Origin of the sequence: Spiroplasma endosymbiont of Labia minor, assembly GCF_964019845.1 — a bacterium.
In the GTDB taxonomy this organism is placed as follows: domain Bacteria; phylum Bacillota_I; class Bacilli_A; order Mycoplasmatales; family Mycoplasmataceae.
Genome location: NZ_OZ026465.1, coordinates 503412 through 525096, shown reverse-complemented (window position 1 = coordinate 525096; position 21685 = coordinate 503412). Strand labels below are relative to the sequence as shown.

General features: G+C 23.8%; 21 protein-coding genes. 1 reads left to right on the top strand and 20 read right to left on the bottom strand.

Annotation, left to right across the window (positions count from 1 at the left end):
* Positions 1 to 51: 51 nt before the first annotated feature.
* From AACK85_RS02720 to AACK85_RS02705, 4 genes are all read right to left on the bottom strand, one after another.
* The gene (locus tag AACK85_RS02720) at positions 52 to 1737 is read right to left on the bottom strand and encodes a hypothetical protein (RefSeq protein ID WP_338969185.1); all 1686 of its coding nucleotides are present in this window, start codon (positions 1735 to 1737) and stop codon (positions 52 to 54) included.
* Between the two features lie 226 nt (positions 1738 to 1963).
* A complete protein-coding gene (locus AACK85_RS02715) occupies positions 1964 to 2218 on the bottom strand; it encodes a hypothetical protein (protein WP_338969184.1) in 255 nt (84 codons plus the stop codon).
* 124 nt (positions 2219 to 2342) lie between these two features.
* Complete coding sequence (locus AACK85_RS02710; RefSeq protein ID WP_338969183.1) at positions 2343 to 3239, bottom strand: lipoprotein; 897 nt, start codon at positions 3237 to 3239, stop codon at positions 2343 to 2345.
* 112 nt (positions 3240 to 3351) lie between these two features.
* The gene (locus AACK85_RS02705; protein WP_338969180.1) at positions 3352 to 4248 is read right to left on the bottom strand and encodes a hypothetical protein; all 897 of its coding nucleotides are present in this window, start codon (positions 4246 to 4248) and stop codon (positions 3352 to 3354) included.
* 92 nt (positions 4249 to 4340) lie between these two features.
* Between AACK85_RS02705 and AACK85_RS02700 the strand changes: the two genes are divergently transcribed.
* Positions 4341 to 5147, top strand: a complete 807-nt coding sequence (locus AACK85_RS02700; protein ID WP_338969178.1) for a hypothetical protein — start codon at positions 4341 to 4343, stop codon at positions 5145 to 5147.
* Here the strand turns inward: AACK85_RS02700 and AACK85_RS02695 are convergent.
* From AACK85_RS02695 to AACK85_RS02620, 16 genes are all read right to left on the bottom strand, one after another.
* Positions 5144 to 5953, bottom strand: coding sequence for a hypothetical protein (locus AACK85_RS02695; RefSeq protein ID WP_338969177.1), 810 nt, complete (start codon positions 5951 to 5953; stop codon positions 5144 to 5146). The two genes, AACK85_RS02700 and AACK85_RS02695, sit on opposite strands and share 4 nt — an antisense overlap.
* A gap of 1 nt (position 5954) precedes the next feature.
* Entirely contained in the window at positions 5955 to 7529 is a 1575-nt protein-coding gene (locus AACK85_RS02690; protein WP_338969175.1) for a hypothetical protein, read from the bottom strand.
* A 10-nt stretch (positions 7530 to 7539) separates the two neighbouring features.
* Positions 7540 to 8043 carry a hypothetical protein gene (locus AACK85_RS02685; RefSeq protein ID WP_338969174.1) on the bottom strand — a complete coding sequence of 168 codons (504 nt, stop codon included), beginning with the start codon at positions 8041 to 8043 and terminating at the stop codon, positions 7540 to 7542.
* Between the two features lie 149 nt (positions 8044 to 8192).
* A complete protein-coding gene (locus AACK85_RS02680) occupies positions 8193 to 9059 on the bottom strand; it encodes an AAA family ATPase (protein ID WP_338969172.1) in 867 nt (288 codons plus the stop codon).
* Positions 9046 to 9615: a RuvA C-terminal domain-containing protein gene (locus AACK85_RS02675; protein ID WP_338969170.1), complete on the bottom strand. Its 570-nt coding sequence runs from the start codon at positions 9613 to 9615 to the stop codon at positions 9046 to 9048. The genes AACK85_RS02680 and AACK85_RS02675 overlap by 14 nt, the downstream gene beginning before the upstream one ends.
* A 112-nt stretch (positions 9616 to 9727) precedes the next feature.
* Positions 9728 to 10141 (bottom strand): hypothetical protein, encoded by a 414-nt coding sequence (locus AACK85_RS02670; RefSeq protein WP_338969168.1) that lies wholly within the window; start codon positions 10139 to 10141, stop codon positions 9728 to 9730.
* Positions 10142 to 10197: 56 nt separating this feature from the next.
* Entirely contained in the window at positions 10198 to 10362 is a 165-nt protein-coding gene (rpsU, locus tag AACK85_RS02665) for a 30S ribosomal protein S21 (protein ID WP_338969166.1), read from the bottom strand.
* Positions 10363 to 10530: 168 nt separating this feature from the next.
* Positions 10531 to 11430 (bottom strand): hypothetical protein, encoded by a 900-nt coding sequence (locus AACK85_RS02660; RefSeq protein ID WP_338969164.1) that lies wholly within the window; start codon positions 11428 to 11430, stop codon positions 10531 to 10533.
* 253 nt (positions 11431 to 11683) lie between these two features.
* The gene (locus AACK85_RS02655; RefSeq protein ID WP_338969162.1) at positions 11684 to 12634 is read right to left on the bottom strand and encodes an L-lactate dehydrogenase; all 951 of its coding nucleotides are present in this window, start codon (positions 12632 to 12634) and stop codon (positions 11684 to 11686) included.
* A gap of 86 nt (positions 12635 to 12720) precedes the next feature.
* Complete coding sequence (locus AACK85_RS02650; RefSeq protein WP_338969160.1) at positions 12721 to 13581, bottom strand: hypothetical protein; 861 nt, start codon at positions 13579 to 13581, stop codon at positions 12721 to 12723.
* A gap of 16 nt (positions 13582 to 13597) precedes the next feature.
* Positions 13598 to 14260 carry a deoxyribose-phosphate aldolase gene (deoC, locus tag AACK85_RS02645; protein ID WP_338969158.1) on the bottom strand — a complete coding sequence of 221 codons (663 nt, stop codon included), beginning with the start codon at positions 14258 to 14260 and terminating at the stop codon, positions 13598 to 13600.
* A gap of 1 nt (position 14261) precedes the next feature.
* Positions 14262 to 15248, bottom strand: coding sequence for a Gfo/Idh/MocA family oxidoreductase (locus AACK85_RS02640; protein ID WP_338969156.1), 987 nt, complete (start codon positions 15246 to 15248; stop codon positions 14262 to 14264).
* Complete coding sequence (locus AACK85_RS02635) at positions 15241 to 15861, bottom strand: hypothetical protein (RefSeq protein WP_338969154.1); 621 nt, start codon at positions 15859 to 15861, stop codon at positions 15241 to 15243. The genes AACK85_RS02640 and AACK85_RS02635 overlap by 8 nt, the downstream gene beginning before the upstream one ends.
* Positions 15862 to 15898: 37 nt before the next feature.
* Positions 15899 to 18100, bottom strand: a complete 2202-nt coding sequence (locus AACK85_RS02630) for an AAA family ATPase (RefSeq protein WP_338969152.1) — start codon at positions 18098 to 18100, stop codon at positions 15899 to 15901.
* A gap of 32 nt (positions 18101 to 18132) precedes the next feature.
* Complete coding sequence (parC, locus tag AACK85_RS02625; protein ID WP_338969150.1) at positions 18133 to 20712, bottom strand: DNA topoisomerase IV subunit A; 2580 nt, start codon at positions 20710 to 20712, stop codon at positions 18133 to 18135.
* A 22-nt stretch (positions 20713 to 20734) separates the two neighbouring features.
* Positions 20735 to 21685, bottom strand: a complete 951-nt coding sequence (locus tag AACK85_RS02620; protein WP_338969148.1) for a hypothetical protein — start codon at positions 21683 to 21685, stop codon at positions 20735 to 20737.

Sequence of the window (21685 nt, the reverse complement as noted above, 5' to 3'; positions counted from 1 at the left end):
ATAATTTTGCGCATAGATATTTTCTTTGTTTTCGCCATCTTATAATTTAAATTATATTTTTAAACTGTTAAATACATTTGCAATGAATTGTTTAATTTGTATTTTCATAGGAGACATCATCGAAATAACTGATGAACAAATATCTCTATATTCTTTATAATTTCTTGAATCTCTAGCAGCATTTAATCTGGTAACAACATTTAATTGATCATTAATAAATGCGTAGTCATTTGCTAATCTATATTTTAAACAGTATCCTACTTTTGCTAATAATTGGTTTTGCGTCATTGCGATTGCGTATAATTGTTCAATTGATCCTTCTGCTTCTAATAAATTTCAATCTGTCAATGCTTGTTCATACTTAGTTGCTAAATCATTTATTGCTGATAAATTGTACGAAAAAACTCCTGGTGTTGTTTGTGCGGTTTGAACAAGTAAATTTACAAATCTTCTATCAACATCGGTTGAAAATTTAATATACTCAATAATTCCTTGTTGAACATCATGTAAAGATTTATCTAATTTTCCTGTCAATAAATTATTGTACGAATTCTGCATTTTTTTATAGATAGAAGCACCAGAATTTTGAGATAATTCAAATAATCTTAAAGTGTTTGAATAAAAAAATTCAGCATGAGCTTTAGTATCTTTATTAAATTTTTGTCATTTAGATGTTGGATTTGCAATAAGTAAATCTTCAAAACCATTATTTGTATTTATTAACGGTTTTCTTTTAATTATTTCAGGTCGCTTTCCAGAAATTCGTACTGGCGAAAAACTCATATGTTGATTTTTTATGGGTTCAATACTACTCGGACTAGAAAAATTTTGACTATTAAAATAATTATTATCTCTTGGAGCATAATAATTATTTCTATCATTATCATAATCATTGTCATTATTATTGTTGTTTCTATTATTATTATTATTTCTATTGTTATTTGCATTATTTAATTGATTATTGTTTACATTTTTTGACATCAAATCAAATCCTGATGAAATTTTGGTTCAAATAAACATAGATGAGAAAAAAGCAAATAAACCAAGAACAACTACAACTGCTAAAGGAATTAAAGGAACAATATATTTAATTGTTAAATTTGTAGTATCATGTGATCCAAACAAAGATGTAGTTAATCAAAAAATATTTGCATTAACTTCTAAGACAATATTTTTAAATTCAGTAACAGATGTATAACCATATTGAACAACAATTGCTTCATATTGTGAAATAAGTGCTAGAGAACCTCAAGCAAAATAAATTAATCCTATAAAACCAAAAGTAATAGTAATTGCAATATACAAAGTTATTGAAACAAACGGTTTATGAATGTTCAATTTATCATTATTTCCTTTGATTTTATATCCAGAAGACATTTTTATCATCATAATTATTGTGTATATTAAATTAAATGATCCAATTGTCAACATTAAATAAGAAATCATTCATGCATTATCTTCTGTAACTGTTAAAATAACATTTATAGTTCCATTAATTTTAGAAAGAATAAATATGTTACTTAATTTACTAAATCCATTAGAGGTTATATCTACGCCTTCTGCAGCTCCTGAAATTCTTAGTATTTCATCAAAAAAACTTTTACCATTTGATATGATTGAGTCTAACGCTAAAAGATTAGAAATACCAAAAAAAGTAAAAATTAAACTAATAATAAAAGTTGCAGCCAAATAATATTTAGCATTTGCATTAGCTTTTAAAGGTTTAATAATCTCCACTACATTCTCCCCCATTGATAAAATTGATGAATAATAAAACTATAAATAGTTATTTATAATCTATCTCTTACATTATACATCAAGAAAATTAATTATACAATTTTCACGATTCAAAGGTCGTTATTCATGATTGTTGATTTTCATTGTTTGTTATGATGTTCAAAAATTAATATTTGTGACAATAAAAAAGTCTTGCATTTTCTTGTAAGACTTGCCTTATATAAAATTAATTTACTAATTTATAAATAGAATTACTTGAAACTCCAGCTAAGATAATTCCATTTGCAAGTTGAGCGATTGAATAAACATAACCGTCTAAAGTTTTATTTTCCAATTTACCAGTACGATAACCAACAGATGTATCAATTTTTCCTTCATCTGTTAATTTGTAAATTGAACCTACATATGTTTCAACTAAAATTGTATTGTCAAAAAATTGAAAGATTGAACAAGCAGCTCCATCTAAAGTTTTATTTTCCAATTTACCAGTTCCACTACCAACAGATGTATCTATTTTTCCTTCATCTGTTAATTTGTAGATTGAATTAGCATTAGTTACGACTAGAATAGTTCCAGTTGAAAGTTCAATGATTGATCGGATTGTGCTATCAAAAGTTTTTATCTTCTAGTTTACCAGTTCCACTACCAACAGATGTATCAATTTTGCCTTCATCTGTTAATTTGTAGATTGAATTAGCATTAGTTACGACTAGAATAGTTCCAGTTGAAAGTTGAGTGATTGCATCAATAATTCCATCAAAAGTATTATCATCCTTTATAATATCAGTTCCGCCACCAACAGATGTATCAATTGTACCTGATTGTTTTATGATTGTTTCTATTAAAGTTTTTGCAATATTTTGAAATTGCTCATTATACGTTTGTGTTGCAAAAATGTCTATATTTCCTAATATATTTTCACTACATGCATCAAAATTTGCAATTTCAAATCACGAAATGTCTATATTTGTATTTATTGCTTTCAATTCAATTTTATTTAAATCAAATCATTTTTGTTTAGCTCCAATTATTGAAATTAGATTATTTGATGTTGATGTTTGATATTCAATATTATTATTTAAAGTTGATAAATCTAAACCTAAATTAATTATTAATTGAATATTTTTTGATCCAAATAAATATTGCGAATTACTTGTAGCAGAAATTGATATTTCAACTGCATTTATTGAAGAAAAATCACCAGTTTTTATAACATCTGCTGTATTTGTTGTAAAGTCAACAGACGAAACATCTGAAGTTGCTAATTGACTTGTATTTATTACTTGTACAATTTGTGTTTGTAGATACTCAATAATGTAAGTCACATCTTGTTCTGTAACATTATGATTGTCTTTAACGTAAACATCAATAGAATCTAAATTATCTATAGAATCTAAATTTATTTTATCAGTGTTTAAAAAAATATGAACACGTGACACAACTGATGATGAACCAGTTATTGTAATTCCAATTGTTCCTAATATTTCTAATAATCTTTTCATATAAAATCAGTCTCTCAATTGATTTAAAATATCGTATATTAAACTTTACAAGAAAACAAATTTTCTTTTAGGTTTACTAAAAAATGCATAAAATTTAATTAATTACTAAAATTTATGATAATTTTTTTGCCAAGCAAAAGAATTTTATCAATAACAGCGATTTTAATACATCATTTTTGCAATGCATATTTATACTTTTTATTATTAAAGAGCCTTTATTAAATTCTTGTTCATTTAAATTTTCTTTTGCAAAAAAATAATATGCTTGACAACAAAGATCATAAATTTTTTCATCTTCTTCAAAATTTATTGAAGTTATGCTTTTAAAATATTCGAAAAATGTTTTTTGTGATTTTATTTTTAGTAAATTATTTTTTGTATTTACTCCATAATTTTTAGGATCTACAAATTGTTCACCGTTATTATTTACATTTGAAAATTCAAATGAACTCTCCAATGTGTCATATATATCTACTGCTTTAATTTGCGATTTAACACTATTTGTTATTAGTATTTTAGGTTTAAATTTAAATTTTATTTTTTCAAATCATTCATTAATAATCGCTTCATCATTTGCCTTTCCCGCAAAAACCAATGTTTTAATATTTTTTTTATTAACAATATTGATAAAATCATAAATCAATTTTCTGTATTGTTCATAAAATATTGATGCATTCATTTTCTTTTTTCTTACCATTTTAATAGATTTTATTGCTTTTTGATTATCTCTTTTTAAGATATCTTCATAATTTCTTGCAAAAGAAAAATTAATAGTTATAATAATATTTTTTAAATATGTTGCTTCTTCATCTGAATTAAGATTTACAGCACCTAACTGTTCAAATTCTTTTAAAAAATGTGATTTATTGATGAATTCTGTATCTAAAATTATGCAAGGAAATGAGATTTTTTTTAAATTTTGTTTTAAAATATCTTTGTAGACAATAAAATATTGATGTTCATTTAAAAAATATTTGCCATCTTTTTTGTAAATTGATTCTAGATTCATTATTATCAATCGTCTTTCTATTGTTATTTCACGCAATTAATATTATATTACATATATAAGAAAAGTTAAATAAAGAATTGAGGGTTATTTCCATGGTGTTAAAAACTTATGAAAATATAGTGAATAAAATTGTTACTGATTGGTTTAAAAAATCTTTAGACGATAAAGAAAGTGCATTCAATATACCTCAAAAGGAAATATTTGACAGTCAAAATAGCTCTGTAAAAAGAATTTTAAATGAAATAAATCACGCAAATACTATTGATGAAATTGAAAATATTATGCATTCTATAAGAGTGAGTTCTTCTTTTACAAATGTTTTGAATTCTAATAATAATTTTTTAAATATAGTTGAAGATATTATGAATGAATCAACAGATTTAACAGAAGATGAAAATAAACTTAATCCAAGTGTAATAATTTTATATTCTTTATTAGAAAAAAAAATGAATTCATTAACATTCACAAGTGAAACAATTAAAAAAATAGGCGCAAATGAAACCCCTTCAAGACAAATGCTTGATGATTTGAAGTGACTTTTTTATCAAAAAATATCCTCAAATCTTGATAAAGTTATTAGTTATCAAAATATTAATAAAATGTACGATAAAGATATCGAACAAATTAAATGAATAAAAAATGATTCACCCTCTTTTGATGAATCGTATGAAATGTTAAATAGAATTTATAAAAAAATAGACATTAAACTTATTAATAGTAATGATTCAGCCAATTTAATAGATATTATTTCGCAAACTGCATCACTAAGTAAAGTAAAAAATATTTTATTAAGCAAAAAAATCCAAAATACTATAATCTTTTTGAATTTAATGGAAGAATCAGTATCTTATCTTAAACTTGCTAATTTAATTTATAAAGAGATTGAAAGAAATATTTAATCTAAAAATTTGTAACTATAAAATAATTTTAAATCATCTATACTAGTTATTGAAATAATTTTATTTATTTGATCAACATTCAAGTGCAAATCATTAATTTCTAATTTTGAAAATTGTTCTTTAAGTATTAATTCAAAATCATTGATGTTTGAATTAATTACACAGTATTTATAATTTTCATCCGGATTAGTATTTTCAATTATGGTTATTTTATTATCTTGAATTTGAGAGTTTATTAATTGATCTAATTTGTTATTTTCAAAAGTATAATAATCATCTTGATTCATTGTGTAACTTAGAAGCATTTTACCAGAAACATTATAACTATTAAAAATAGTTAATGCTAATGTTGAACTAATATTTACACTTGGTTTTATATTGCCGATATCTAAATATTCTATTTTTTTTACAAAGCTATTTTCAACCCTAATACTAGAATCAATAAAATCATAAATTATGTCCCCACTTTGCTTTTCAGCTTTATAAGATATTGCAAATTTATCAAAAAAATCTTTAGATTCAAATGACAAATTATTATATTCTGAGAGAGAAATTTGTCCATCCAATATTTTGTATGTCCCTAAATCATTTTTAAAATCTGTATGAATTCATTCACCATTTATATTTTTTAAATACCAAAAATAAACTGGTTCTAATAAATATGGTGAATTTTTAAAAAGTATTTTTATGTCGTTACTTGTTGCGTTAGCCGGTAAAGATGGAATATTTCTTACAGTACATGCACTTATGAAAAGATTTTGAATACTAAAAAATATAGTTAAAAAAGAAACAATAATTTTTTTCATATTATTCACCTACTTCATTCAATTTAAAAAATTTAAAAAATTCTTTATTTTTAAATTCTAAAACTACGTTGGATACTAGTATTTTTTCGTCGTTCATTGTGAAATTTATATCATTATTTTTAACAAAATATAATTTAAATGTATTAATGATGTTTTCTAACATAGAATTTTTAATTTCCTGTAATGAATTTAATGAAAAATTTATTTCTTTATTAAATTCAATATTATTAATATTATTTTTTATGTTCAATTTAAATTGAGATATTTGATTTGGCTCAATATCATCATTTAATAAGCTTATTGACACAGTATAAATTTCTCTTGGGAAAAAATCATTTAATAATGTACTTAATTTAGTAATTAGCATATCATTATTTTTTAAGTATTCTTCATAGCTAATACCCAAATTATATGAATCTATTTTATATTTTTCGTTTAAAAGTAAAATCATTGAATTTATATTTTCTTCTTCATTCGTCTCATCAATAAATTTTGTAATTTTAATTTCCTTTTCAAAAGAAAAATTATTAGTTAAATTTTGAATAGAAATTGTAAAATTATCGCTAAGATTACTTTTTAATTTACTACTATTTATTGCTTTGACAGAAATTGATAATCCAAAATTATTTAAAATTTCATTTGAATAATTTATAAAATCATTTTGAGTGGCACTAGAATTAAATAAATAATTTTCTTGTACAAAATTAACAAATTCATTTATAATATTTTGCAAATTATAATTATACAACTTCATATTATTTTCTGTATCAAAATTATTAAATGCTAAATTATATTGCAAATTTAATGTCGCATCATTATTAGATAGGTTTTCATTAAATAAAGCAGAATAAAAGCCTAATGAAGAAAAATTCATTACATTTTTTGTTGAAAATAAATTATTTGTTGATGTTTTTGAAAGTGATTTTATAAAATCACTTACACCTAAATTTTCAAAATTATTTTCAATCATTGAATTTGTTTGCAATTCTTGTGAAATATTTTTATTATTTTTAATTTCATTTGAATGTTGACCAATTATTTTTACTTCATAAATATCATTATTACTTGGACTTTGAATTCCAAAAAGAAAATATTTTAAATTTGAATAATCTTCTGTTAATAAATAATTTGAAAAATCATATTGATAATTTGTTTCATTACTCGTTGCCAGATTTATTTTTTTTGCAATTTCATCTAGTGCAAATTGAATATTGCTAATTTGATTTGAAGTAAAATCAGTTGAACTACTGCTACCATTTCTAAATTCATCATTTGTGATTTTTTTACCAGTGTATGTACAAATATATGAGCTATTGTCATCACAAAAATTTTGAATAACTGAAAAATAACCATCATTGCTCATATCAACAGAATCAGAGGTTAAATCTATTTCTGAAGGATTATTGTCTATTAAATTAGTTTTATAATTTCCAAATGCTAATTTAAATGCATTTAAATAATCTAAATTATTATCAATTTCTAAAGTAGCATCGTTATTTTCACCACAAGATACAACATTTAATACCATTGTATTTATTGGTAGAACAAATATTAAAAAAGACAAAATTTTTCTCATAATTTTAAACTTACTCTTTAAACTTTCCATCTTCTCATGAATTTACTGCAATCATATTTTTGATCATCGAAACTGTAATTTCTATTGTTTTATTTTCAGTTATTAAAAAACCATTATTATAAAATAAAGCAATATAGGCCATTGTAAAATACAATGATTTTTCTGATCTATTAATTCATTCTTCGTTTGAAACATTATTTTTTCAACTTTCGCTATAAATACCTTCAACTTTTCTGCGTATTGAACTTATATCTGAATTACCTCATTTTTTTAATAGTCATTGGGATATATGTTTATTAAAATCATGTAATTCAGAATTATTCATCAAACTTTTTAAGGCATTCAAGATGAAGTTAGAAAATATCTCTACGCCATTAGTTAAAGAAGAGTAAATAAAATTCTTATCAATTATTTTATTATTAATAATGATTTTGACTTTTGCAAAAAAAGCATTATCTTTAAATTCTATTTTACCAAGAGTGTTTTCTTTCAAATTATAAATTTTATTTTCCATAAATATCACCTCTTCTTGAATTTATTTTATAACAAAAACTTACATTTTAATTGCAAAATAAGATAACTAACTACCCTCTTGTAAAAGTAAAGTCCCCTTCTCTGTTAAAGTTCTTCCTCTGAAACTTCTGATTATTAATCCCTCTTGAATTAGGAATGCTCAATATTATTTGAAATTGTTGCAAATGGCAAATTCATAATTTGAGATAATGTTTCTAATCCTAACGGTTGTCTTTTCATTAACAAATTTAAATAATTCATATCAATATTTGTAAGCCCAAATTTATGAATATCTAAATTATTCAATACAACGTCAATGCTATTTTTTGAAAAATCACTAATTTTTTTAACAACAAAATAATCAAAAAGGCGATTCATTAAACTAATTGCAATTCTAGGTGTTTTACGCGCATATAACGCTAAATATGAACATTCATTAGGGTTGATATTAATTTCTGTTTTATATGCTTTATTTTGAATTATACAAGTAATATTTTCAATATTATATGGTTCTAATTGAACATGAATCGGGAAACGATTTAAAAATGGTTTTGCTATCTTTGTTATTTCTGTACTGGCTGTAATCATTGTAAATGATGGCAATTTTACGTGTACAATTTTGGAATTGTACTCTTTTCCTATAATTAAGTTAATGTATCCATCTTCTAAAACTGGATATAACGTTTCAATTAATTCTTTTTCGACTGCATTAATTTCATCTATAAAAATAAATTCACCTTCCTTTATTGTTGTAAGAACAGCTATTAAATCAGAAGGTTTTTGAAGTGCAGACACATTTAAAATATGAATTTTTTTATTTGCAACTTTTGAAATTAATATGGCTAAAGATGTTTTACCCATTCCAGAACCACCATGAATCAATATGTGGTCGATTTGTTTATTTTCTTTAATTGAAGACTCTATAATCACCTTTAAATTATTTATAATCTTTGTTTGACCAAAGAAATCTTTTCAATTTTCTGGCCTATCATTATTATTGATTTTAATCTGTTTCATTATTACTTAAACCTTTCAAAGTTTGTTCAATTAAATTTTCAAATGGTAAATTAGAATCTAATTGATCTATAACACGATAAATAGAATTTTTTGAAAAACCCAATTTCTGTAAAGTTTCAATAATTTCTTCTTGTTTTTTCTTATATTTTTTGCAAAATAATTTAATATTTAGTTCTTTTATTATGACAATAACTGAAGATTTATTAATAAATTTGTATTTTAAAAGTTCATCAAAATTATGAGTCTTTATTATATTTAAAAATTTATCTATTTCTATAGAATTAATTATTGATTTAGCAGTTAAAATTCCTATTGATTTTATATTAATCAATAGTTCAAAAATATTTCTTATTACTGAACTATTAAATGTAAATGATGTTATTTCAAATTGAGATTGAAAATCATAAATATACAATGTAATTTCATCATTTATTTGATAATTCAAAGCTACATTTTTTTCTATTATCAGTTTAAATTGTTCACCAACATGTCCATTTTTTATTATTATAATTTCATCATTTATTTCTAAAATTATTCCAGTTATACAGTATCTCATCATTTCACCTCAAAAAATAATATAAATTAAATGAAAAAAATGACTTAAAAATAAAAAAAATAATTCATAAATACCTTATTAATGGGTATTTATGAATTATCAATAATATTATTTATTTTTTGTTTTTTGAAGTACTAGAGATTTTTGATCCTTTTTTTTGTTTCAATGGAGTTAAATCAATATTTCGTTGTACTTTAATTGCTTCTGGTGAATAATCAACACCATAACCAGATACTTTTTTTCTAATTTCTAAAGTCCTTTTTGAATCATCAGTGATTCTGCTGATTGCTGTATCTTTATTTTTTTTATTTAAAGAAATAATTTGAGTATATTTTCTTTCTGGATATTTAAGATCCGGTTTTTTCATGCCAGTTCCAGCATCTCGTTTTTCCATTTTATATCTATCTTTTAAGGGTACTGGTTGATTATTTTGATCATCAAATTTTGGTTTTACAACTTCTTTTAAATTATTTGATTTTTTAATTGTTGTTTTTCCTGTTGTTTTAGATTTTTCTTTAACTGCCATAGTATAATTCTCCGTTACATAATTTGATTATATCAAAAAAATAAAAAGATTTGGTATTAACCAAATCTGCGGTTTTGTTTTTGTTTATAAATGCGTTTCTCTTTTTTACTTAAGTGATATTCGCGTTTTCTAACTTCAGCTTTATTAACTGAAGCTACTTTTTGGAAACGTTTCAACGCCTTTTCAATTGGTTCTCCCTCATGCAGAGTAACACTAGCCATTTTTTCAACTCCAATTCGTAAGTAATTATATACTAGTTTATTTAGCAAAAGAATTTTTTTTTAACATTTTTTTTAATAAATTGAATAGAATTTATTAAAAAAATAACGAATAATACTTATTATTTTGATTTATTGCTAAAATCATTGTTTATCAATTTATTTTATATGTTATTTTTCGCCATCATTATCATTGTTTATTTCTAAATCTGGCATAGATTTAATATCATCATCTGAATAATTTAATGTTTCTAAATCTCGATTGTTTGATTCAATTTTTATATTTACATTCAAAATATCAATGATTTCCATTTGTCTACCATATCTAAATATTGTATTTATTAATTTTTTTTGATTTCAATCTAAATTAGACTCTTTTGCTTTTTTTAATGATTTTTCTTTTTGCACTTGACAATCAATTCCATTAGTTAAATTATTATCATTTGATAAACTATCAGCAATTTTTTTAATTATTTTTGCTTTTGTAAAACCTGATTTTGTTTTTAGCATTATTTTTTTATCTGTATTTGTATCTGATATTCTATTTGATAATTTATTTGGTTTTCTAGCTTCATTAAACAATTTAATTAAATCAACTTTAGTTTTATTATCATTATTTTTATCATTTATTAATATCTGTTCAGTTGTCTTAAGAGTTTCTTTTGTATTTAAATTGTTTGTTTTTGCTTGATGAGCTTTTCTCAGTTCTTCAAAATTTAATGTTTTACTTTCTTTTTTTTGATCATCATTTTTATTATTTGTACTTGATAGAAAGATTTTTTGTAAATTTAATAAATTATCTATTCTCTGATTTTTGTGAACATTACCAGTTATGTAATTAGATTTATTTTGTTTACTTATTTTTTGAATTTTGTTTATATTACTAAATTCTTTCTCTAATATTATATTTATATATTTTACAACATTGTGCTTAAAATCATTATTTAATAAAATATCTTTAATCATTAAATTTATAGTTGAAGGAGTTAATTTCATTTTTATTAATTCATTAATTCGATAGCGAATTAATTTAGGTAAATTAACATCTGTTGAAATTAGAGTATTTGGCATATCATCCCTCCAACATCGCAGTTATATTATATCATAAATGTTCGTCAGATAGATACAGTTCCATACCGTTATCCTCTTTTTGCCATCACTATCATTTACATAAAACTTATCTTAAAAAAATAATCAAATTAATTTGATTATTTAAATCATTCAAGATTGAAAAATGTTAATTTCAAAATAAAAAATTACAATCATATTGATTGTAATTTTAGATAATAAAACACTTCTTAATTGTCTTACTAAAAATTAGTATTTATGCAATCGCTTTTCTCGCTTGTTCCACAACATCTTTTAATACACTAGATGATTTATCAAAACCTGCTTGCTCATTTGTTGATAAATTTCATTCTAAAATGTATTCTCAACCATTTGCAGAAATTAATGCAGGTACACCTGTATAAAAGCCTTTATGATTATATTGATCGTTTAATTTAGCCCCGATCATAAAAATTTGACGCTCATTTCTAAGCACCGCACTCATTAATCTTGCCAAACAAACACCAATTCCATAAAATGTTGCGCGTTTTTTTTCTATAATAACATAGGCCATATTAACAGCATCTTTTCAAATTTTGTCTAAATCTGCTTGACTAATTTTTTCTTCATCTAAATAATCTTTAACTGCTTTTCCCATTACAGTAGTTTTCGATCAAACTGGAACTGATGAATCCCCGTGTTCACCAATTAAATAAGCATCAACATCTGTTGGTGCTACTTCCAATTTTTCTGCCAATAGTCTTCTTAGTCTTGCAGAATCTAAAGTAGTTCCCGAACCTATAACTTTATGTTCATTAAAACCTGTCACTTCTTGATAAATAGTTGTTAAAACATCAACTGGATTTGATGCGATAATTGAAATTCCATTAAAGCCTGAATCTTTAATTTGAATTGCGATTTCTTTCATAATTTTTGCGTTATCAGAAACCATTTCAATACGTGTCTCTCCTGGTTTTTGTGGTCTACCAGCTGTTACAACAACAACTTCAGCATCGGAACAATCCGCATATGTTCCTGCTTTTATAGATGTGAATGTTGTTGGTAAAACAGCCATTGTATCTGCTAAATCTATCGCATTGCCTTCTGCAGCATCTGGGAAAACGTCAATTAAAACATATTCTGATGCTAAGCCTTGATTAATTGCCGCGTATAGAAATGAAGTACCAACAGCACCACATCCAACTAAAACAACTTTATTTTTTTTCATTATTTAATTTTTCTCCTTTTCAACAAAATAATGATATCATAAAACCTAAAGTTAAAGAAAGACTTTTATTCAGCTGTTTTTTTGTATTAATTGTTTTTTAGATTATTTTTTTTAATGAAGTTTCAGTAATAATTACGATAAAATTTAGCATTTGAAATAGTCACATATAAATATTGAAAACCAAAAATAGATGCAGTCACTAAAATGCAGCCTGCCATAAATTTTAATCAATTTCCATTATGATAATCTAAAAAATTGTATGGATAATATCTAGCCCATTTTAAAGCATTTTTCACGTCATCTGATACACCATCTAAATTTAAATCATCGAATGGTAAATAATGAAGTTTTAACTCTCCTCTTAGTAAGATTAATGCTAAATAAATTGTTGGATATAAAATAAATTTTCATAATCACTTTCTAGAATAATTTTTATAAAAAATTCGATCCACACCACAATATAAAGAAAAAACAATAATGAATAAAACTGGTACACAAAGATGCAAAATTATTGTTGATAATCAATCTAAATAAGTATAATTTGAGGAATTTTCGGCTGAAATTACACCTATTCAGAAAATAAACATTGTTGTTGTAATGTATGTTGTAATTCCAATTAAAACAATGACATTTATTTCTTTTTGCAAAACATAACGTTGTATTAAAGTTCAGATAAAATATACAAGAACTATGTAATTTGTTTGGGTTGTTCAATACGAATAATATACTTCCATTCTTTCTCAATGCTCTAATGGTTTAAATCTATCTAAAGGCTCTGTGTATTGCCTATAAAAATCTCAAATTAAAAATATAGTTAAAAGTAAAATAATTATAATACGAAACAAAAAACGCAAACCCAAAGTTCTAGGTTCTCCTTTTGTGTTATTTAAAATATTTTCATAATCATTTTTTTTCGCTCGATTATTTATATTATTCTTTTTTGTCATAAATTAGTTTAATTGTCTAATATTGATTATCAGCAATTTTTTCTCCATTAATTATTGTAACTCCACCAGAAGTTCCTAAGCGATCTGCGCCTGCATCAATCATTTTTTTTGCATCATCAATATTTTTGATTCCACCCGCTGCTTTAATTTTAGCTTTATCTTTAACAACTGATTTCATTAATTTTACATTTTCAACAGTAGCACCAGCTGTTGAAAACCCAGTTGACGTTTTTACAAAATCAAGTTTAGCATCAACAGCTAATTGACATGCTTTTATTATTTCTTCATCTGTCAATAAGCAAGTTTCAATAATTACTTTAATTATTTTTTTAGTTGATGCACGTAATATAATGAACTCTTTTAATATTTCATCATATAAACCAGATTTAAAAAAACCAATATTCATGACAAAATCAAATTCAGTTGCACCATGAATTTCGGCTTGTCTAATTTCTTCAACTTTAACTTCTGTCAAATTTGCACCAAGTGGAAAACCAACAACAGTTGTAATTCCAACAGTTGAATTTTTTAATATTTCTTTTGCAAAAGAAATATTGCAAGAATTCAAACAAACAGTGGCAAAATCATATTTAATCGCCTCTTCACATAAAATTTTTATTTGTTCTCTTGTTGCATCGGCTTTTAATAATGTGTGATCAATATATTTATTTAGTTTCATTTTAGTATTCTCCTATTTTTTCTTGATTTATTTCAATTAAATTTAATACTCTAATTGTTTCTTGACTAATATCTAATAAAAAATTTTTCATTTTTGTATTTTGATTTAAGATTAAATCAATAAACATTTGCGTTTCATACGCAAAGGCATCTTGTTCATCTTTTTTACATTTAAATAAAGTTTTCACGTCATCTTTTTCTAATTCATATAATTCTATTTCGTTTAATTGTGTACAATTTTTAAATGATAAAGTTTGTTTGTCTGAATAAATTTCAGAAAAATATCGACCATAAGCAGCTTTTGAACAACTTATATTTGTTAAAATTCCATTTTCATGTTTTAATAAGACAATATTTGTTAAATCAACACCATTTGGTAATTTTTGTGCAAGAGATTTTACTTCAATAACTTTGCCAAACAATGCAATAGCCAATTCAACTGGATATACTAAAATATCATATGTTGAACCTTTACCTAAATTTGGATCAAAGACCGGTGGATAAATTCCTTGTTTAACTAGTGGCATTTTTGATGAATACTGGTTCATTTGAAAATTTGCTAAAAAAGGTAAACTATGATTAACCATATTCGATAAAAATTTATATTGTGGCAAATGGATAACTTTATAGGCTTCCATTAAAATAACATCGTTGAATTCTGCTATTTTACGAAGCTCAATTATTTCTTCTAATTTAAAAGTCATACTTTTTTCTAAAAATACATGCTTTTGTTGACTTAAAAAGAATTTTGCCTGGCTATAATGAAGACCATTAGGTGATGCTATGTATATAGCATCAATTTGAGAAAGCATTTCGGAAAAATCACTAAAACTTCTTGCACTTGATAATTCTGTTTTTTTAATTAAATCAATTGCTTTTTGTTTATCACGAGAATAAACAGCTGTAATTTTAATATCTTGATTTAATTTTGCAGATCTTATGAATTCTTCTGTAATTCAGCTTGTACCTATTGTGCCAAGTTTAATCATTATCTATTTCTTCTTTCTCTTGCAAAAAGGGATTATCATTTTTACCCTTCTCTATAATTTTAGTCGTTATTTTAGACTTATCAATATTTTTTTTTATTTGTTTTTCTGAATTTTCATTATTAACTGAATTCTTTTTGACATTTTTAATTGAATTAGTCATTTGGTTTATTGCAATCATTTCATGCACTCTAGTTAAAGATTCAAAAATAGATGAAATGACTTGTATAATAAAAATGAATGCATATATCACATAAAATAAAATATGATTTACATTTAAATGCAATAAAAGCAATGATAATATAAATGATAATATAAATGATAATCACATAAAAGAAAATGATAAAATTAAATATTTTTTTTCTTTCAAATTATATTTAAAATTAGTTTTTATATGCAAGTAAATTCTAAAAAATGTAAAAACACCAATAAAAATAATTGAAAATAATTCTAATAATAAAATTATTGCTAGAGCAGTATTTTTTGTTAAAGAAATTTTATCAATCATAAATAAAAAAGCTATTAAGGGCGCCGATAAAAAGAAAATACCCCCAACTGTCATAAGATATTTTATAAATGTAAACGTTGAAGATTTGAAAGATTTATTTAATTCCATTTTTTTACACCCCTTTATAAAATATTAAAAACAACAATTATATTTTAGCAATAAATTCTTCTAAACGATTAACTAATGTAGTATTGCGTTTAACTGTTTCTTCTGTTATTGAATTTTCAAAAACTTTCTTATCTGTAATTATTACTAATTCTTTTTTTGCTCTTGTTACTGCAGTATAAATTAATTTTTTAGTTAAAAATACTGGATAAAAATCTGGATCTAACACCAATATTACATAATCAAATTCTGATCCTTGTGTTTTGTGAACGGAACATGCATAACTTAAATCTACATCATTAAAATTTGATTGTTTTAATTCAATTTCTTTATCATTGAAAATAGTTTTTGCATTTAAAATTTTTTTGTCATTAATTATATTCATTTCTTTTATGTAACCGACATCTCCATTTGATAAACCTAAATCATATTCATTCTTTGTAAACATTATGCGATCATTTTCATAATAGTTAAATTTATTATTTGAAAAAACTTTTGGTTTATTTTTTTGTGTATTTGAATTAAAAATTTTTTGAATTAAATTATTAATAACAACTATTCCTATTTCTCCACCATACATTGGACAAATTATTTGCACGTTTGCATTTCAAATTGTTCCATTAAAAAATGATGAATATTTTTTAATTATATTTTCTTCATAGTTATTTACATTATTTTCAAAAATAAATTCAACATTTTTCATAGCAAAAACATCTGAAAAATTTGTCGCTTCTTTATTTGCTATTGATATTAAATGTGCTAAATCTGCTATACCATTACCATTTTCTTGACGAAAAACTTTTTCCAAAATTGTAGTTTCAAATCTTTTTGCCTCAATTATATTATTTAAAACATCACCATAATTAACTGATGGAAGTTGATTTACATCTCCTACCAAAACAAATTTTTTTATCTTTCCAAGTGATGAAAGCAATTGAGAGAACAAAGAATTATCAATCATACTAACTTCATCAATAATTAACAAATCACAATTCAATTTATTTTCAGAATTGTATAATGGTTCTTGATCTAAACTTTTAAAACCTAACAATTTATGTATTGTGAATGCTTCTATATTTGTTGATTCATTCATTTTGCTTTTAGCTCTACCTGTTGGCGCTGCTAATTTTATATCACTTGAATGATAATATTTTCGAAATAATTTTGTAATACCATTAATTACTGTAGTTTTACCAGTTCCAGGTCCACCAGTTACAATTGAAAAATCATTACTAATAAATTTAAACAAAACTTCTTTTTGATTTTCACTATATGCAAAATTATTAATTTTTAATTCTATGCTTATTTCATTTTCAATTTCAGTAATCAATTCATTAATTTTATTTTCATCCATACTACTTTTAGTATTTAATTCTACAAGTCTTCTTGCAATAATCAATTCATCGTTATAACTTTCGTTTGTATAAACTTTCTGATTTTTAAAAAATAAAATATTTTTTTCTTTTGCATAAATTAAATTGCCACTTAAATTTTCAATATTATTAAATTTTAAAGATAATTTTTTTATTAATGCTTCAAATTTTATATATGTGTCACCTGTTTTAATCAAATAATTATTTGTAAAATAATTTGCTCAAGCAGAAATTCTTTCTTTGCCATTTTGATCAGTACCAAATTCAATTGCTATTTTATCGATCTCTTCAAAATTTCTTAATTTATTTTTTATCGCAAATAAATAAAAATCATTTTGCAATATATCCAAAATTTTTGTATCATCATTTATAATTTTTCTAATATTTGATAATATTTGAATATTTAATTTTTGATTCATAAATTTTTCTTCAATAAAATTATTTTCATTATTTTCAGAAATAACACTAAAAATTATTTTTGCTTTTTCTTCTGATATTTGTTCAATTTCATAAATTTTTGCCGGATCTTTTTTTAAAATTTTTCTAGCATCAATACCAAAATTATTAAAAATAATTTCAGCTGTAGACTTTCCAATTGATGGAAATATTGATGAGGAAAAAAAATTGATGATATCTTGTTTTGAATTTATTTCAGCAATTTTATATTCTGTCATTTTAAAACTTCTACCATATTTTGAATCAGTTTCAAAATCACCTTCCAATTCATAAATTATTTTTGGTTTTAAATTAAGAACTATTCCAGTAACTTTATAAGTTATACTATCTGATTTGGCATCTTTAAATAACAAAACTCCTCAACCAGAATCATTTGTATATAAAAATTTTGAGATTCTTCCCTTTATTTTCATATTGCCCCCCAAAAAATATTTATTTGAAATTATTATAATATATCGTCAATATTCAATTGAAGTTCTTCTGTATCTTCGTTTTCCACTTTTTTATCAGGTGTAGTATTTTCAATATTTGTTTTAGTTATAGATTTAATTTCAGGTTTAGATATTTGTATAGAAGGAATTGCTTTTACTGGTGTATCATTATTTTGCACAATAAATTGTTTTTCTAAAGTTGCATCTGTAATTAATCCAATATCTAAATCTGAATTAGTTTCTTCAAAGGTTGCAAATCTAAATTTCGAAACTCGATATTGTAATAATTCATCTGCTTCATTTAAAACATTAATTTTATCTATTTCTCTGGCATTAAATAAATGAGTAACTAATTCATCTTTGCGTTTATTTTGTGGATATAATCTTACACCACGTTTTGGTCTTGCCATTAATGGCACTAATTCCAATTTGACTTTTTTAATGTTTCCTTTGTTTGTAATATATAAAACATTACCTGATTCAAAAGCTTTACCAGCAATAACAAAATCATCTTTTGCAGTTGTAGATTTTACTCCTTTTGCATTAACACCAATTGATGGAATTTCTGAAATATTATATCTAACAACGTAACCTTGTTGAGTTACCATAATTACAAATTTGGTTTTACTTGTAACTAATGATGCAGATACTATTTTATCATCATCTTGCAACTTCATAATTCTAAATGATTTTGAATACATTTTAGTTTCAAGTTCATAGATAGGAACTCTTTTAATCATTCCATTTTTTGTTGACAATAAAATTTCTTGTTTTGCATTTTCAAATTTTTTTACAATAATTGCAGCTAAAATTTTATCATTACCTGACATCGTAGCTATTTTATTTATATGCATTCCAATATCTTTTCATTTTGATGGCTGAATTTTATAAATTGGAATTGAATAATAAGTACCATTTGAACAAATCATTAATAAATAATCTAGTGTAGATACTTCAACAGCAGAAATTCAAATATCTCCTGGTTTACGTTTAAAATCATCAAATGAATTTTTACCAACAGTTGCTGGATCTATTGCTTTCATATAACCATCTTGTGATACATATAATAAATAATTTTTCTCAACAATTGTTTTTTCTAATTTGACATCAAGATTTTCAACAGTTGAATCAACAACAGTTTTTCTAGCTGTTGCAAATTCTCTTTTTACTTTTTCCAAATTTAAAATTATTTCATTATCCAAAATATTTTTATTTGAAATAATTTTTTGTAATTTTTCAATTAAAGTTTCTAATTCACTTTTTTCTTCTTGCAACAAAACAATGTCTGTTGATGTTAGTCTATACAATCTCAAATCAACAATTGCTTCTGCTTGAATTTGTAAAAAATCAAACTGACTAATTAAATTTTGAATTGCGTCTGTTCTATTTTTAGAATTACGAATTATCAAAATTACCTGATCTAAAATAGAAATTGCTTTAATTAAACCATCAATAATGGTTTTTCTTTTTGTTGCTTTATCAAGTTCAAATTGTGAACGATTTGTAAATACTTTTTCATAATGTTTTACATATGCTTTTAAAATTTCTTTCACGCCGATTTGTTTTGGTTGTTTATTTACAATTACAACATTATTGTAATTGTAAGAAATTTGCATTGGTGTATTTTTTAATAAGAATTTTCTCGCAATATCAATATCTGCATCATTTGCTAATTCAATCACAATTCTTAAACCGGTTCTATCTGTTTCGTCGCGAACTTCTTTAATTTTTAAATTTGGATTTGCATCAACAACATCGCCTATTTTTCTTACTAAATCTTGTTTAATAACTTCATATGGAATTTCATCAATAATGATATTATGATTTTTAATGTGTAATTTTGATTGTAAAATAATTTTGCCACGACCAGTAGCAAGCGCACTATTAATTCCTTCATTTCCACGAATGATTCCACCAGTTGGAAAATCTGGTCCTTTAATGATTTTTAGAATTTCATTAAATTTTATCTTTGGATTTTTAATAAAAGCTATTGTAGCATCAATAATTTCACCTAAATTATGTGGTGGCATATTTGTAGCATATCCTGCAGCTATACCACTTGCACCATTAACTAAAATATTTGGAAAATATGCAGGTAATACAGTTGGTTCTTTTTCAGAATCATCAAAATTGGGTGCAAATTGCACAGTATTTTTTTCTATGTCCATCAATAATAAATCAGCAATTTTTGTTAAACGAATTTCTGTATAACGCATGGCAGCTGCACCATCACCATCAATTGAACCATTATTTCCTTGCATATCAATTAATGGTTCACCTAATTTTCATCATTGTGACATACGAACAAGCGCATCATAAACAGAAGTATCACCATGTGGATGGTATTTACCAATAACTTCACCAACAATACGAGCTGATTTTTTATGAGCTTTAGTTGAAGTAATATTTAAAACATTCATAGCAAAAAGAATTCTTCTTTGAACGGGTTTCAACCCATCACGAACATCGGGTAATGCACGTTCTTGAATTATATATTTGGCATAACGACCAAAACGATTACCCATCAATTCTTCTAGTGGGTAATGAATTATTTCTTCATTAATAATTTCGTTATTTTTATCTTGATTTGACATACTATTATAATTCCTTTTTGTTCTAATATTGTTTTAAATATCCTTCAATATTAATCATTTTTAACATATCTTTGCCTATTTCTGTTAAATATCAATTATTATTTCTTGTATTTTGTATATATCATCTTGGATCTGATTGCGATAAAATGCGTCTCGCGCAAGCTACCAATATTTCATTTGTGTGATCAATAATTTTTACTAATTGGTAAACATCTTTTAACTTTTCAATGTCTTTTATATCTGCATGTAATATATCTGTTGAACTTGTAATTGATAAATCAGAACTTGAACCTTCAATATTTGATGTTAAATCTAGCATAAGCATTATTTCATCTGGTTCAATGTGTAATTCAACATGTCATTTTGGAAAACTTTCAATTTTAAATAATAGACGATAATTTTTTTTAACATTTTTAACAGCCTCTGAAATTTGATTAATAATTTTTTCACTGTTTAAACCATCTAAATCTTTTTTAAAATCAGAATAATTATATAAATTTCTTAACAATTTAAATATTTTAAATGAATTTCATTTAATAATATTAATAGATTTTGAAATTTCTTTTGATTTTAAAAGTAAAGAACCGGTTTTTTTATTAATATAGTATTTATCTGATGTTTCATCATAAATAAATAATCCTGCTTCTGGTTTAGTATATTCTTTCAAAATCTTTAATATATTCTCCTGATTTTTATTCATATTTAAGATAGTGTTGTTAAATCAATTAATATCATCTTGAGAATTTAAATTAATTGAGAGTGAATTTTGTTGATTTGAAACATTTAAAATTGCATTATGAATAAGTTCATTTGCATTTATACTATTTACATTTAAAATATGACCTTCTCTACTATAAATTATCGTTCTGGTATCAAAAATGGGAAATCGATAAATTTTTTTTGAATTTTTATTATACAAATCCATGTTTTCACTGAGAATTTTATATGCATCTTCATTTATTACATTTATCAT